Raw genomic sequence first — 13537 nt, forward strand, 5'->3', positions numbered from 1 at the left:
TTAATGCGGAGCTTTAGGATGCCGTAGGCGGCTGGGAAAGTGGTGCGATCTCATGCCTACCGAAAGTCCCGCGTCCTGACTCGAATGCCCTCGAGCGACAGGTCCGGAATGTAGATGTCCCGGGCCTTGGGTGTCCGGGCGTCCGGCTTACTGCCCCGATAGACCTCGTCGCCCCGCCCATGCGGCAACCGGAACTCGCCCCTCCGGCCCAGCGACGCCAAGAGGTCCGAGCCGTCGTGCAGCCGCTCGGCGACGATGTGCACCACCTCGCCTTCGCGCTGCACCCTGCCGTCGACCACCAGCAGGCTGGCGCCCAGCACCACCCGCCGCTGCTGCTCGTAGAGGCTCGGCCAGATCACTAGATTGGCCACACCGGTCTCGTCCTCGATGGTGATGAACATCACCCCCTTGGCCGATCCCGGCTTCTGACGGACCAGAACGAGGCCGGCGACCCGGGTCAGGCGGCGGTCGCGCATGGCCGTCCCGTCGGCGCAGGTCATCACATGCCGGACCTGGAGTTCGTCGCGCAGGAAGGCCAGCGGGTGGTCCCGCAGCGTCACGCCCACATGGGTGTAGTCCTCCACCACCTCCTGACCGGCGGGCATGGCCGGCAGGGCAGCATCAGGCTCATCCACCTCCGGCACGAGTTCGCCGGCCTCCGCCGAGGCCGCCGCGAACAGCGGCAGGGGATCGTCGCGGAGCGCCTTGATCGACCACAGGGCGTCGCGGCGGGACAGGCGGAGCCCCTCCAGAAAGGCGTCGGCCTCGGCCAGTCGCGTCAGGGCCCCGACGGGCGTCATGGCCCGTCGCCACAGATCGTCGATGCCGGCGAAGGGCCGATCCCCGCGGTTCGTCACCAGCCGGGCCGCGTCCCCGTTGGCCAGGCCCCGCACCATGCGCAGTCCCAGCCGCACCGCGAACCGGTCCTCCCGCTCCGTGGGCTCCAGGGTGCAGTCCCAGCGACTGGCATTGACGCAGACCGGCCGCACCTCGACCCCGTGCTCGCGGGCGTCCCGCACGATCTGGGCCGGCGCGTAGAACCCCATCGGCTGGGCGTTGAGCAGGGCGGCGCAGAAGACATCGGGATGCCAGCACTTGAGCCAGGAGGAGGCGTAGGCGATCAGGGCGAACGACGCCGCATGGCTTTCCGGGAAGCCGTAGGATCCGAAGCCTTCCAGCTGGCTGAAGGTCTTCTCCGCGAACTCGGCCGTATAGCCCCGCTCGACCATCCCTCCGACCAGCTTGTCCTTGAAGTGGCTGACCCCGCCGGTGAATTTGAAGGTCGCCATGGCGCGGCGCAGCTGATCGGCTTCCGACGCGGTGAATCCGGCGCATTCGATCGCCACCCGCATCGCCTGCTCCTGGAACAGGGGCACGCCGAGCGTCTTGCCCAGAACCTCCTCCAGTTCCGGCTTGGGAAAGACGACCGGCTCCTTCCCCTCGCGGCGCCGCAGGTAAGGATGGACCATGTCGCCCTGAATGGGGCCCGGTCGCACGATGGCGACCTCGATCACCAGGTCATAGAAGGTGCGCGGCTTGATGCGCGGCAGCATGGCCATCTGCGCGCGGCTTTCGATCTGGAAGACCCCGAGCGTGTCGGCCTTGCGGATCATGGCGTAGGTCTTGGGATCCTCGGCCGGGATGGAGGCCAGGTCCAGATCCATGCCCTTGTGATCGCGCAACAGGTCGAGACCGCGCCGCATGCAGCTGAGCATGCCCAGCGCCAGGACATCGACCTTCATGAACTTCAAGGCGTCGATGTCGTCCTTGTCCCATTCGATCACCTGACGATCCTTCATCGCCGCCGGCTCGATGGGCACGAGATCGTCCAGCCGGTCGTCGGTCAGGACGAACCCGCCGGGATGCTGGGACAGGTGGCGCGGAAACCCGATCAGCTGTCGTGACAGGTCCAGCGCCAACCTCAGACGCCGGTCCTCCAGATTGAGGTTCAGCTCCTCGGCGTGCCGATCCTCGACCCCCTCCGACGAATAGCTCCAGACCTGGGACGAGAGGGTCTTGATCAGGTCTTCGGTCAGGCCCAGCGCCTTGCCGACATCGCGCAGGGCGCCGCGCGAGCGGTAGCGGATGACGGTGGCGCACAGGGCGGACCGGTCCCGCCCATAGGTGTCATAGATCCACTGGATCACCTCCTCGCGGCGCTCGTGCTCGAAGTCGACGTCGATGTCCGGCGGCTCCTTGCGCTCCTGACTGACGAAGCGTTCGAACAGGAGGTCGTTGCGCCCCGGATCGATGGAGGTGACGCCCAGCACGAAGCAGACCGCCGAGTTGGCGGCCGACCCTCGCCCCTGACACAGGATGTCCCGGCTGCGGGCGAAGCGGACGATGGAGTGAACGGTCAGGAAGTAGGGCGCATAGCCCAGGGTCTCGATCAGTCCGAGCTCGTGTTTCAGCGCCGCCCGCACCTTGTCAGGCAAGCCTTCCGGATACCGGTCCGCCGCCCCCGCCCAGGTCAGGGCCTCCAGCGCCTCCTGCGGGGTCTGTCCCGCCGCCGCCTCGCGCGGATACTGGTAGGCCAGCTCGTCCAGGCTGAAGCGGCAGAGATCGGCGATCTCGACCGTGCGCGCTAGGGCCTCCGGATAGCGCGCGAACAGTCGGTGCATCTCGCCCACCGGCTTCAGGTGCCGGTCGGCCGTCCGGCTCCGGCGAAAGCCCACGTCGTCGATGGTGCAGCCTTCCCGGATACAGGTGACGACATCCTGCAGGATCCTGCGGTCGGGATGGTGGAACAGAACGTCGTTGGTCACCACCGTCCGCACCGCCGCGGCCCTCGCGGCTTCGCAGAGCTGATGCAGTCTCATCTGGTCGCGCGGCCGCCGATGCAGGGTCAGGGCCAGATGGGCGTCGTCGCCGAAGACTTCGACCAGATGCACCAGGTTCCGACGCGCCGCCGTCAGGCCGTCGGGGACCAGCACGGCGATCCATCCTTCGCCCCAAGTCTCCAGGTCGTCCCACCCGAGCCGGCATCCGCCCTTGCCCGCCCGCCGCTTGCCCACCGTCAGCAGGCGACAGAGCCGGGCGTAGCCCGCCCGGTCCCGGGGATAGACGAGAATCTCCGCCCCATCCTCCAGCACGAGACGGCAGCCCACGATCAGCCGAACCCCGGTCGCCCGCGCTGCCTCGTGCGCCCGGACGATGCCCGCCAGACTGTTCCGGTCCGTCACCGCCAGCGCGTCGAGCCCACAGGCGGCCGCCTGGGCAAACAGCTCCTCGCAAGAACTCGCCCCTCTCAGGAACGAGAAGTGGGACGCGCATTGGAGTTCGACGTACGACATGGGCCCAACGGGAGGTTTGTTCCCGTTATGTTCACATTCTTCGACGCCAGGAAAGCGAGATCACTTTCTTATTCAGGGGGCGGTGGCGTGTGACCGAGGGCGATGGCCTTCTTTCGCTGGGCAGGACTAAGCGCTGCCCAGAACCTGTGCACGCGTCCAGTGGGCATCGACTGTAAATCGTCGATGTGCTGCTGACGTTTGAGCTCGACCTTGAAGAAGCTGGGCTGGTGGTCGATCCCATTGGTCTTCAGACGCCAGAAGACCACGTTTGCGTATTTCGGCGTCAATGTCCCGTGCCGCTTGTAGTATTCCAACGCGCCTTCAAGGATCGCGTTGTTCTCCGCAGCAGCCAGCTTCTCCAGCGCGGCGATGCAGGCCTTGAGCTGCATCTCATTGGTCAGTTCGGTCAGTCGCCGCTTGGCCTCCTGTGGCGTCAGTCGGCGTCCTTCCTGGACGATGGCGACGTCGAACTTCAGAATGCAGTGTGACCCGACCCAAAGGGTCTCGTCGGTCCGCTCGTTGCCGATCTCGAAGTGGTAGCGGAGCCCTTCCTGACCGCAGAGGCGACAGGTCTCGACCGGCGCGCCGTGGTCCTCGGTCCGCTCGGTGAACCGCCATTCGCGGAACGCCGCAGGCAGGGTTTTGGCGATGGACAGGGGCAGGATGCTGTCGCGCACCCGGCTGGTGTAATGCTCCACGTCCCTCGCTCCCTTCCGGCCCGATCGATAATCTAGACGTGCAACGCAGACCGACGCTATCCCAACTGTCGAGGCTGCCGGGATTAAAAAGTCTTCGTTCCAGCCAGCTATTGGCGTTCTTGCAGGAATCCGTACAACTAACCGCTGTCCGGCGAAGCGGAACGCCGTTGAAGTTAGGGTCGGGGTTGGCGGCGATAAACAACACGGCGGCGCCGCAGGCGGCCGGCTACATCCTTCAACTCGAAAGGGCGCTTCACCATCTGGCCCATGCCGGTGTGGGGGCCGTGATCGCCGTGGAACATCTGGACGACGTGGTCGTCCTCAAGGATGGTAAGGCCGTCGTTCAGGAACAGGACAAGAGCACGGCGACGCCCAGCGCCCGATTGCTCTCTGACCGCAGCAAGGCGATCTGGCGCACGCTGGAAATCTGGTTGCTCCAGCAGGAGACGCCTGAGGCGATCGCCTGCGAGCGATATCTCTTCTTCGTCAATCGGCCTGTGGAGACGGCCATTTCCACCCTCTTGAAGAAGCGCAAGCTTGGCGAGGCGAGCGCGGCGCAGGTGTTGGTCGCCCTGCGAGCCGAAGGCACGGCGCCGTCCAAGAAAACGACCAAGGTCACACAGGCGCAGGCCTTGATCGACCGGGTGCTACAACGCTCCGACGACGAACTGCTCGACCTGATCGGACGCATCGAGATCGTCGAGGCCGGCGACCCGGCAGAGGATCGCGCCGCCATGGCGAACGGCCTCGGTTTGAGCCCCAGGGCGAATGCGGAGGACATTCTGGACGGCCTGCTCGGATGGCTGACGCGGCTGGTGCGTGAGGAATGGAATGCCGGGCGTCCCGGAATGGTGTCGCGTGCCGCGATTCTACTCCAGAAGGATGCCCTCCAGGCTCGCCAGGCGCGGAGCCGCCTTCTTCCGAGGGCGGCCTCGGATGTACGGGTGTCCGACGCCGATCGTGCCGGCGCCTTGTCGCGGACGTTTGTCGAGCACCTCGGCCGGATCGAAGCCCAGGATGAGGATGTTGTCGACGCCGTCGATCATTTCCTGAAGTTCAATGCCGAAAAGCACCGGCTCGTCATCGAGGGCGAGGTCGCCGACGGGGAATGGCGCGATCGGGGTGACCGCCTGCGCACCCGATGGCAGAATTTGATGCGGCGCCGAACCCGGGAGATGAAGCCCAAGCCGCCGACGGAGATCGGACAAGCCGTGCTCGCCGACGCCACTTATGATCACCAGGAACCGCTGGATGGTCAGCCCTGCGGCGAGCTCTACATGACGTCCGGCCACTACCACCGCCTGGCAGACGAGAATCAGGTCTGGTGGGACCCTAACTATTCCCCGGAGCCCTCCGGTGAAGATTGATCACGAGGAACTGCTGGCCAGAAACCCGGCTCTGATGGCCAGCGCCTTCTGGCATGTCGCCCAGCGCCACGCCGGCAAGGCCCATGGCGCGCCGCCGATCCTGCCCATCTTTGTGGTCAGCGCCGCCCTGCTTCTTCACCGCGCGACGGTGGACAAGGTCCACGGCATGAATTTCGACAGCGGGTTCCTCAAAGCCGTCGTGGAGCGGCCCGACTTGCTCGCCGGCCTGCAACGCCGTGTGGAGGCGCATGCCGACACCGCGCTCAAGGCGCTGCAGGTGGGTGTCGCCTCGGGCCTTCTGATCCGCGAAGGCGGAGAAGGCTTTCCTCGCTTCAGGGCGATGAGCGGCGCCGATCTTCCGCAAGCTATCCGGGATCTCGACCCCCCGGTCTCTCACGTCCTGAGCGCCGCCAAGCGGCTCGGGACCTGGTTCGCCATGGACGGCTTTGAAGCCGCCCAGCGACAGCTGAACATCGAGTTCTGACCCATGAAGCTCTTCATCCGCGAAATCATCATCTGGCCGGAAGACGTTCGCTTCGAACCCCGGACGCTGACCTTCGACCCGGGCGCGGTGTCGGTGGTGACCGGATGGAGCGGCACTGGCAAATCCTCGATCGTCAACATCATCGACTATGTGCTCGGGTCGGGCTCCTGCTCGATCGCTGTCGGTGTGATCCGCAACGCGGTTTCTTGGTTCGGACTAACCATCGAAACCGACGCCGGCCTTATGAGGATCGCCCGCCCTAAGCCGGCGGCGCGTCAGGTGTCCGAGGAGATATGGCTGCAACAGGGGCCTGAGGTGGAGCAGCCCCTGCCCATGCGCCCGGCGGCGAACTCCAACGTCGCGCGTCTTAAAGCGCTGCTCGACATCTATTCCGGCCTGTCCAATCTGGCGCTCGATCCGGAGAAGGACAAAGGCTTCGGCGGGCGGGCGAGTTTCCGCGATCTGGCGGCCTTCAACCTTCTGCCACAACATGTCGTGGCCAATCCCTACACGCTCTTCTTCAAGGCGGACTCTTCGGAGCATCGCGAGACCTTGCGCCACGTGCTGCCTCTCGCTTTGGGGATCGTGACCAACGAAGACTTGGTGAGACTCCATCGCCTTCGGCTGCTGCGTGACGAATTACGCAAGGTCGAGACAGAGCTGCGGACCCGGCGCAACGCCATCGACAACTGGAGCGCAAACGCACGCGGCGCCTTCTTCCGCGCCCAGGAGCTCAGTCTCGTGCCGCCCGGAGAGCCGCCCGGAGACCTGCGCGGGCTGCTCTCGGTGCTCGCCGAGGTGGTCGCCGCCGGCGGTCAATCTGTCGCCGCTCCTGGCCGGGTCACGGCTGCGGTGACCCGGCTGGACGACATTCGTCGTCAGGAGCAGGCGCTCGACCAGAAGATCGGCGCCGAACGGCGTCGCCTACGCAAGCTGCGCAGCCTTTCCCGAGCGGTGGTCGACTATGCCGATGTGCTGGCTGAGCAGTCGGCGAGCGTGAAAGGTGTCGGCTGGTTCAAGGCTCATGTCGCGGGAGAGTCCTGCGTTCTGTGTGGATCGGACACCGAAGCGGCGAAAGACGCCCTGGAGGAACTGAACGACCCGATCGCTGAGCTGCAGAGCCTCTCGACTGGCGCGACGACCGCTCGGCCTATGGTTGATCGTGACCTTATCGCTGTTCAGGGCTCCCTGCTTCAGGCGGAAAACGATCTTCAGGCCCTGCAACGCACCCGACGCGAGTTCGAGGCGCAGGTCGATAAGGAACGCGGCCAGTCGCAGAGCCTGGAGAACATCTTCAGATTTATCGGATCGACCGAACAGGCCTTGCGCATGCTCGGGGATATCCAGGGTGACGAGGGTCTGGAGGCCCAGGTCGCCAAACTTCGCGGCGACATCCGGGATATCGAGCGGCAAGGCAACGACGAAGAACGCCGCCGCCGCGCTTCGGACGTCCATGCCCGTATCTCAAGCTACATCGTCCGCTTCATCGAGCATCTCGGGATCGAAGGCGCCGAAGGCCGGCCCATGCTCGATGAGCGCGAGCTGAATCTCCGGTTCGAACGCGAGGGCGCCAAGGGCGCGGATTTTCTCTGGGAAATCGGCAGCGGCGAGAACTGGATGGCCTACCATCTCGCCGCCCTGCTCGCGCTTCACGGGGTCTTCCTCAATCGTCTCCAGAACAATCCGGTGCCGACCTTCCTCGTCATAGATCAGCCGAGCCAGGTCTATTTCCCGAGCGACACCTTCGAACAGATCGTCACCGGCGAAGCCGATCTTGACGAGCCTGGAGAGTCGATTGGCGCCGCTCGTGGGCGCAAAGGTCGGCTCGGCGATCTGGAGAGTACGCGCAAGATTTTCGCGAGCCTCGCTCGCGCGCACGGGTCGTTCAACTCCCGCCTGCAGATCATCGTGCTGGATCATGCGGACCATCATGCATGGGGCGACATCGAGGGCGTCAAAGAGGTGGCCAACTGGCGCGGCGAGGCCGATTTCCTCATCCCCTCGCACTGGTTGGCCGACGAGGCCGCTCCCGACGCGCCCAACGAGGTGACCCCGGATTGACGCGACAATCGATCACCCGAACAGTCCATGGATAAACCAGGCTTGCGACCCCGTCCGACCATCTTCGCCGTCGCCAGCCCGGAACAACCAGAACCGCCGCCCCACCTCATCCTCAACCTGGAAGTAGTCACGAACGGCCCAGACCTCGGCGTCCCGCCGTCGCCATTCTCCGAATATCCTTTCAGGGCCGTCCGCGCGGACTACCCGACGCCGTACGCCTCGCCATGTGAAGTGGGTCGGGGGATTGTCGGGCAGCAGGGCCATGGTCTCGACGGGCTCGGGCCGCTTCAACAGGCGTGCGGGACGCGGCCAATCCGGCGTCCAGTCCAGAACCGGAGCGACAGAAAGGGGCGGCGCCTTGCCGACGGAGCGCTCGGGCACGTCGCTCTCGACCGGGACCAGTCGATACAGGCGCTGGGCGCCGATGCGGTTGGACAGCATATCGACGAGATCCGACAGGTCTGGCCCCTCGGTCTCGCCCAAGGCGCTCTTGCCCCACCGCCAATCGAGGGGTTCGGCCTGGACTGCGGACAGGGTCATGCGCTCGATGCCGAACCCCGGATCGATCTTTTCGATCCGGTCGGTCAGCAGGCGCGACAGCCGGGCCGCATCCCGGGTCGGTCGGGCCAGGCCCACCCTCTGCGCCTCGACCCGGTTGTCGACACGGACGCACAACCAGTCCAGCCGTCTGGCTCCCAGGCTCAGGATCTCCAACGCCGCGCACAGTTCCGAGGCGAGCGCCGTGACATGGCGCTCGAGGGTCTCCGGCGCGCCGATCGGCTCCCCGAACACCCGCGACACCGTCGGGATCTCCGGCGCCTCGACCGGGACGAGCGGCTCGTCCACACGCCCGTAGGCCTGGTCGATGCGACGGCCGAGGTCATGACCGAACCGGAGCGTGAGAGGCGCGCGAGGCCGATGTGCGACGTCGGCGATCCGGTCGAAGCCCATCCGGTGCAGATGCGCGATCAACGCCTCCGGAAGCCGCAGCGCCGCCAGCGGCAATCCTGCGATGGCGGCGTCGACGGCGTCGGGCGCGATCATACGGTGCGCGCGTCGGAAGCGGACCACGGCATGGGCGGAGCCATAGGTCGGACCGATCGCGGCGTCGGCTTCAATGCCTTCCTCCTTCAGGCGTAGGATCATGTCCGCCAGCATGGCGGCCTCCCCGCCCTGAAGGTGGGCGGCCCCGGTGGCGTCGATGGCGAGGCCATCCGGCGGATCGGGCTGGCAGACGGGGGCGTACCGGCGCATGGCCCAGACGGCGAGACGACCGAGCGCGGCCTCGTCGCCCGCCGGATCCGCCACCCGAACGTCGAGGCCGGGGATGAGGGCCTGAGCCTGGGTCGCCGCCATGCCGACGCGTGCGCCCTGGGCCAGCGCCGCCGTGTTGGCGGCGAGCACGATCCGACGGCGCCCGGACCGACCCGCGAGGATCAGGGGAAGCTCAGGCGGCGGCGCGACGTCCGCCAGTCCGCGTCGCAGACGATCGACGGACCAGTTCGGCAGGTAGAGCGAGACGACCCGTCTCATCACAGGCTTCCAAGGTGAAATCCGCGGCCTCGGCGCCGCGACAACGGATGAGTTCGACGAACCAGCGCGCCCGCCCCACGCCGGGCACGGGCAAGGGCGAGGAGGGGGCCGGGCTGATGCGCCAGCGCGTGGCGGAGGCGGTGTGCTGACCGAAGTCGGCGGCTTCCGAAGCCCGTCGCCATCGGCGCACCGCCAGACCCAGGCCGCCCGAGTCTTCGGCGGCCAGTTGCAGCCGTCGGGACGCGACGAGACTGAGGCGGGCGGTCTCGGCCACGACGGCGGCCAGACCGGGATGACGAAGGCCTTCCTCGAAACAGGCGAGAAGGGAAGGCTCGTCCCCGGCCTCGACATAGATCACCCGGTCCGGCCCCAGACCGGCCTGACGCAGGGCCGGTGCGAAGAGGTCGGGGCGGGTTACGCACCACAACACCTGGCCGGGCCGCCGGGCGGCGATGCCTGCGGCGAACAGGGCGGCTGCGGCGCCGTCCACGGCCTCCTCGCCGCCGCCTGCGATCTCATGAACGGCGCCCAGTGAAAGACCGCCGCTGGGGAGATGGCGATCGAGATCTTTCACGCCGAAGGGCAACACCCCGGTGGTGTTCCGGCCGCCCTGTTCAAGGGCGCGGATCCGATCGCGCAGGATGTCGAGCCCGGCAGGCAGGCGGGCGCGCATGAGAAGCCTCCTGTTCCCAAGGCTGATGAATGTTCCTGTAATGTTCTGGTTCTGTATGATGCGAAGAGTCAACCTTCGCTCATCTCTTATCCCCTTCGCCGGACGACCTGTGGACCGCGCGCCAGGACGGCCAGGGACGGTCGCCGCTGGCTTTTTCAGCGAAGTCGGCGATCAATGGGGCGGTAGACGGAGGTCCGCATGTGCAACGAGTATCAGCTCATCCTGCCGTTCGACGAGGTGATCGAGACCTTCAACCGAACCGGCGACCGTCTCGTCTTTCCCGGCGGCATGCCCAACTTCGGACCCATGGCCTCGATCCGTATCGGCGACCGGGCGCCCATCATCACGCGAGGCCCCGATGGCTCGCAGCTGATCGTGTCGCCCTGGGCCTGGAAGTCGCCACAGGGAAGACCCGTGTTCAACTTCCGATCCGACGGTCGATCCTTCGACGGCGTCACCCGCTGCCTGATCCCCACCGACGGCTTCTTCGAGTTCACCGATGCCGAGCCGGGTCAGAAGCGCAAGACCAAGTGGCGGTTCACCATGGCCGACGCGCCGATCTTCTGGGTCGCCGGCCTGGTTCGAGACGGCGCCTTCGCCATGCTGACCACCGAGCCGGGACCGGACATCGCCCCCTACCACGACCGCCAGATCGTCCTGCTGAGACCCGATGCGGCCCTCGATTGGCTGGACCTGCGCAAACCCGAGGCCGAGCTGCTGCGCCCCCTGCCGGAAGGCAGCCTGTCTGTCGAGAAGGTCTTCCCGGAAGCGGCATGAGTTCGGCAAATCGTCACCGACCCAGATCCTGACCCAGATGCTTGCCGCTGAGGACCTGGGCGAAGCCGCGCGCATCGAGCGAAAGCGTGACCGCTTTTCCCACGGTTGGCGGGGTCTCGCCGACACCCAGCCGCCCATAGTGTTCGGAGCCGTCAGCGGCGCGCACCACCACATAGGCGGAGCCGCCCAGTTCGTCGTGGAAGCCGGTCTTCACGACCTTGCCCTGGACCGGCGCCTTGCCCAGCTGTTCCGCCGACCGCGCGCCGTCAAGACGCCGTTGGTTGAGGGTGCGAATGACGTCCTTCGAGAGCTGCAGCCTCCGAAGTCGGGCTTCCATATCCGGGGCCAGCCGGAAGCGCCGCCCTGTTCGTTCGGCGAGGCCCAGGGTCTCCAGATGGCGCAACCGTCCCCGGGTCAGCGCCGTCCAGGCGTCAGTGCCCCCGATCCCGTCATCGACACAGCCGTTGTTGTCCGCAGCTGCCAGGAGACGGCGGTCGAAGGCGGTGAACCGGTCGGCCTCGGTCTCACGCCAGACCCGCCGTTCGGCGTCCTGACGGCTCAGGTCGCCGAGCCGCTCCTGGGCCACTTCCTGGGCCCGGGCGCGAAAGCCGTAGCCGATGTAGTCGCGCGGAATCACGAGGTCCCGGCCGTCGCTTCTCCGGCCGCGCACAAGCACATGGGCGTGCGGCTGGTCGGTGTCGAAATGGCAGACGGCGATCCAGTTCAGACCCGGTTCTCCAAGGTCGTCGGCGACCCTCGACATGACCTCCCTGGCGAAGCCCTGGAGGTCCGAAATCCGATCGCCGTGCTCGGGTGAAATGATGAAGCGAAAATGGTGCCTGTCCTTCGCCCAGCACTCCGTGGCGCCGGTCGGATCGACCCTCTCACGCACCGGTCCGAAAAAGGCCGCGCGCTCGCCGTCCTCGCCCGCGCCCATGCGGCCGAGATAGGCGATATGGGCGGCGAGCGCCGCGCCCCGGGCGAACCCCTTGCCCATGTGCCGGGACACCAGCGCCTTGACCGTGACGCGCTGCCGGACGTCGAGACGGAAGGGACGACCCGAGCGGTTCTGGGCCGCGCGCAGACACCCGGCGCGGTCCCCGTAGGCGAACAGGCGCGAGGCCGCGAGCCTCTGGAACATGGCGATCCGGACGCTGGTCTTGTCCGACTTCAACCTCTGCGGAAGGCGCACTTTCAAGGTCGAGACGTCATCCTTTGACGCTTGGGCGAGGCGTACCTCAATGGCGGTTCGGACCTGCATGATCGGGGCTCCGGCCTGTCGTCGTCGCGGAATCAGGCGTCAACTCAGCGCAAGTCGACGTCGGTCTCCGCAATCCTCGCAAGTGTCTGCCCGGGCTCAGGAAAACAGAAGGCCAAAACCCCTCTTTTATCTTGCCCTAAGCCCTCAATCTGACGATTTCCAACCAGCCTCTCCAACAGTGAACACAGCCGATCAAACCTCGGCAAGACCCAGGCGACCCCGGCGTTCAGACCGCTTCGGGTCCGCCGGATGACAAGAAAAATCCCGCCCGGCCGAAGCCGAGCGGGTCATTGATCCAGATCGTGATGTCTCAGGCGGCCCGGGCCTTGATGGGCACGTGCCGCAGCCCGTTCTCCATCGCCTTCTGGCCGAGGTTGAGCGCCGGTCCGAACGGCCGCTGATCCTCCCGCACCCCGGCCAGCGAATGGACCAGGGTCAGGCAGACCTCCGGCTCCAGCGCGATCAACTCGTCGTTCGCCCGGAAGGGAGCCGCCTTTCCGTTCCTGTCGAAATCCGCCCGGGCGAGGATCAGCTTCACCCCCTTCTGCTGGGCCCATTTGATCGCCAGCTTCTCGGAGCCTTTCGCCCCGGTCGTCGCCAGAGCCATGTCCGGCCACTCCCCCTTAGCCCAGTTGAGGGCGTCGAAGATCCGCCCGGCGTCCTCGGCCGTGTCCGCCATCGGCGCGCCCCGGAAGGCGACGACCGGACCGCCCGGATCGGCCTCTCCGGACCGACGATTCCGGATCGCCCGGATCGCCTGTTTCGCCTCCAGCTGCGCCGCCGTCAGATGGGTGCCGCGCCGTGATCCCCGCCAGGCGGTCCAGACCTCCCCGGTCGCGATCGTCCAGGTTTCGGAGGCCGCATCCCGGATCAGTTCGCAGGCCTGCGTCGCCGCATCTCCGGATCTCGCTTTCGCCGTTGCGTCCTGAAGTTCGACATCGGCCGCTTCCGATCCGTCGAAATCCCGATCCAGGGCGCGCATCGCGTCACGGGCGCGGTCGGCGTCCCGTTCAATCCGTCCCGCGGCCGAGTGGAAGGCGCCGATAAGCGCTTCGCCGAGGATCGTCTGATAGTCCTCCAGAGCGGTGTCGGAGATCACGTCCACGAGCTCGGTCATGAGCGCGCGCCCCAGCTGGATCAGGGCGTCCTCGGTGGGGTGCGGACGCGCATCCCCCAAGGACGCGGTCAGGTCGTCGAAGGCGGAGTCGGTCTTCGAAGAGGCGGAGAAGGCGGTGTTGAAGTGGGTCATCGAACCATTCCTTTGAAAAGAGACTGTCGAAGCGCCCCATGCGCAACGACCCCGGCTTTGGCCACGGCGGGGTCCTCGGCAGTCACCGGAGCGGAGGGCCGCTTGCCCTCCGTGGAGGGGAACGGCGCAGCCGTTGACTTC

10 protein-coding genes are annotated in these 13537 nt (G+C 66.6%); 4 read left to right on the top strand and 6 right to left on the bottom strand.

Features of this window, described 5'->3' with window-relative positions:
* Positions 1-56: 56 nt before the first annotated feature.
* Positions 57-3293, bottom strand: coding sequence for an error-prone DNA polymerase (locus D1604_RS07075; RefSeq protein ID WP_054764215.1), 3237 nt, complete (start codon positions 3291-3293; stop codon positions 57-59).
* 68 nt (positions 3294-3361) lie between these two features.
* Positions 3362-3991 carry a hypothetical protein gene (locus D1604_RS07080; protein ID WP_035307865.1) on the bottom strand — a complete coding sequence of 210 codons (630 nt, stop codon included), beginning with the start codon at positions 3989-3991 and terminating at the stop codon, positions 3362-3364.
* Positions 3992-4176: 185 nt separating this feature from the next.
* Here D1604_RS07080 and D1604_RS07085 point away from each other — a divergent pair, with 185 nt between their 5' ends.
* From D1604_RS07085 to D1604_RS07095, 3 genes are read left to right on the top strand one after another with little or no spacing between them, the layout of a single operon-like run.
* Positions 4177-5358, top strand: a complete 1182-nt coding sequence (locus D1604_RS07085) for an ABC-three component system protein (protein ID WP_035307863.1) — start codon at positions 4177-4179, stop codon at positions 5356-5358.
* A 34-nt stretch (positions 5359-5392) separates the two neighbouring features.
* On the top strand, positions 5393-5842 hold the full coding sequence (locus D1604_RS07090; RefSeq protein ID WP_199683723.1) for a three component ABC system middle component: 450 nt from the start codon (positions 5393-5395) through the stop codon (positions 5840-5842).
* Positions 5843-5845: 3 nt separating this feature from the next.
* Positions 5846-7903 (top strand): DUF3732 domain-containing protein, encoded by a 2058-nt coding sequence (locus D1604_RS07095; RefSeq protein ID WP_035307860.1) that lies wholly within the window; start codon positions 5846-5848, stop codon positions 7901-7903.
* A gap of 12 nt (positions 7904-7915) precedes the next feature.
* Here the strand turns inward: D1604_RS07095 and D1604_RS07100 are convergent, their stop codons facing one another.
* Both D1604_RS07100 and D1604_RS07105 read right to left on the bottom strand, forming a co-directional pair.
* A complete protein-coding gene (locus D1604_RS07100; RefSeq protein WP_054764214.1) occupies positions 7916-9436 on the bottom strand; it encodes a Y-family DNA polymerase in 1521 nt (506 codons plus the stop codon).
* Positions 9351-10109 carry an ImuA family protein gene (locus tag D1604_RS07105; RefSeq protein ID WP_035307855.1) on the bottom strand — a complete coding sequence of 253 codons (759 nt, stop codon included), beginning with the start codon at positions 10107-10109 and terminating at the stop codon, positions 9351-9353. Before D1604_RS07105 ends, D1604_RS07100 begins: the two co-directional genes overlap by 86 nt.
* A 198-nt stretch (positions 10110-10307) precedes the next feature.
* Between D1604_RS07105 and D1604_RS07110 the strand changes: the two genes are divergently transcribed.
* Positions 10308-10886, top strand: a complete 579-nt coding sequence (locus D1604_RS07110; RefSeq protein WP_035307852.1) for an SOS response-associated peptidase family protein — start codon at positions 10308-10310, stop codon at positions 10884-10886.
* A gap of 13 nt (positions 10887-10899) precedes the next feature.
* On the opposite strand, the gene D1604_RS07115 is transcribed toward D1604_RS07110, so the two are convergent.
* Both D1604_RS07115 and D1604_RS07120 read right to left on the bottom strand, forming a co-directional pair.
* Positions 10900-12147 carry a DUF3363 domain-containing protein gene (locus tag D1604_RS07115; RefSeq protein ID WP_035307850.1) on the bottom strand — a complete coding sequence of 416 codons (1248 nt, stop codon included), beginning with the start codon at positions 12145-12147 and terminating at the stop codon, positions 10900-10902.
* A 310-nt stretch (positions 12148-12457) separates the two neighbouring features.
* Positions 12458-13396: a DUF2493 domain-containing protein gene (locus D1604_RS07120; protein ID WP_035307847.1), complete on the bottom strand. Its 939-nt coding sequence runs from the start codon at positions 13394-13396 to the stop codon at positions 12458-12460.
* Between the last annotated feature and the right edge of the window lie 141 nt (positions 13397-13537).

The organism is Brevundimonas sp. LPMIX5 (assembly GCF_003576505.1).
Taxonomy (GTDB): Bacteria; Pseudomonadota; Alphaproteobacteria; order Caulobacterales; family Caulobacteraceae; genus Brevundimonas; species Brevundimonas naejangsanensis.

Excerpts from the sequence above, each read along its gene's own strand:
- D1604_RS07115 (WP_035307850.1), bottom strand. The coding sequence starts at position 12,147 with ATGCAGGTCCGAACCGCCATTGAGGTACGCCTCGCCCAAGCGTCAAAG.
- D1604_RS07075 (WP_054764215.1), bottom strand. The coding sequence starts at position 3,293 with ATGTCGTACGTCGAACTCCAATGCGCGTCCCACTTCTCGTTCCTGAGA.
- D1604_RS07120 (WP_035307847.1), bottom strand. The coding sequence starts at position 13,396 with ATGACCCACTTCAACACCGCCTTCTCCGCCTCTTCGAAGACCGACTCC.
- D1604_RS07090 (WP_199683723.1), top strand. The coding sequence starts at position 5,393 with ATGGCCAGCGCCTTCTGGCATGTCGCCCAGCGCCACGCCGGCAAGGCC.
- D1604_RS07105 (WP_035307855.1), bottom strand. The coding sequence starts at position 10,109 with ATGCGCGCCCGCCTGCCTGCCGGGCTCGACATCCTGCGCGATCGGATC.
- D1604_RS07110 (WP_035307852.1), top strand. The coding sequence starts at position 10,308 with ATGTGCAACGAGTATCAGCTCATCCTGCCGTTCGACGAGGTGATCGAG.
- D1604_RS07095 (WP_035307860.1), top strand. The coding sequence starts at position 5,846 with ATGAAGCTCTTCATCCGCGAAATCATCATCTGGCCGGAAGACGTTCGC.
- D1604_RS07100 (WP_054764214.1), bottom strand. The coding sequence starts at position 9,436 with ATGAGACGGGTCGTCTCGCTCTACCTGCCGAACTGGTCCGTCGATCGT.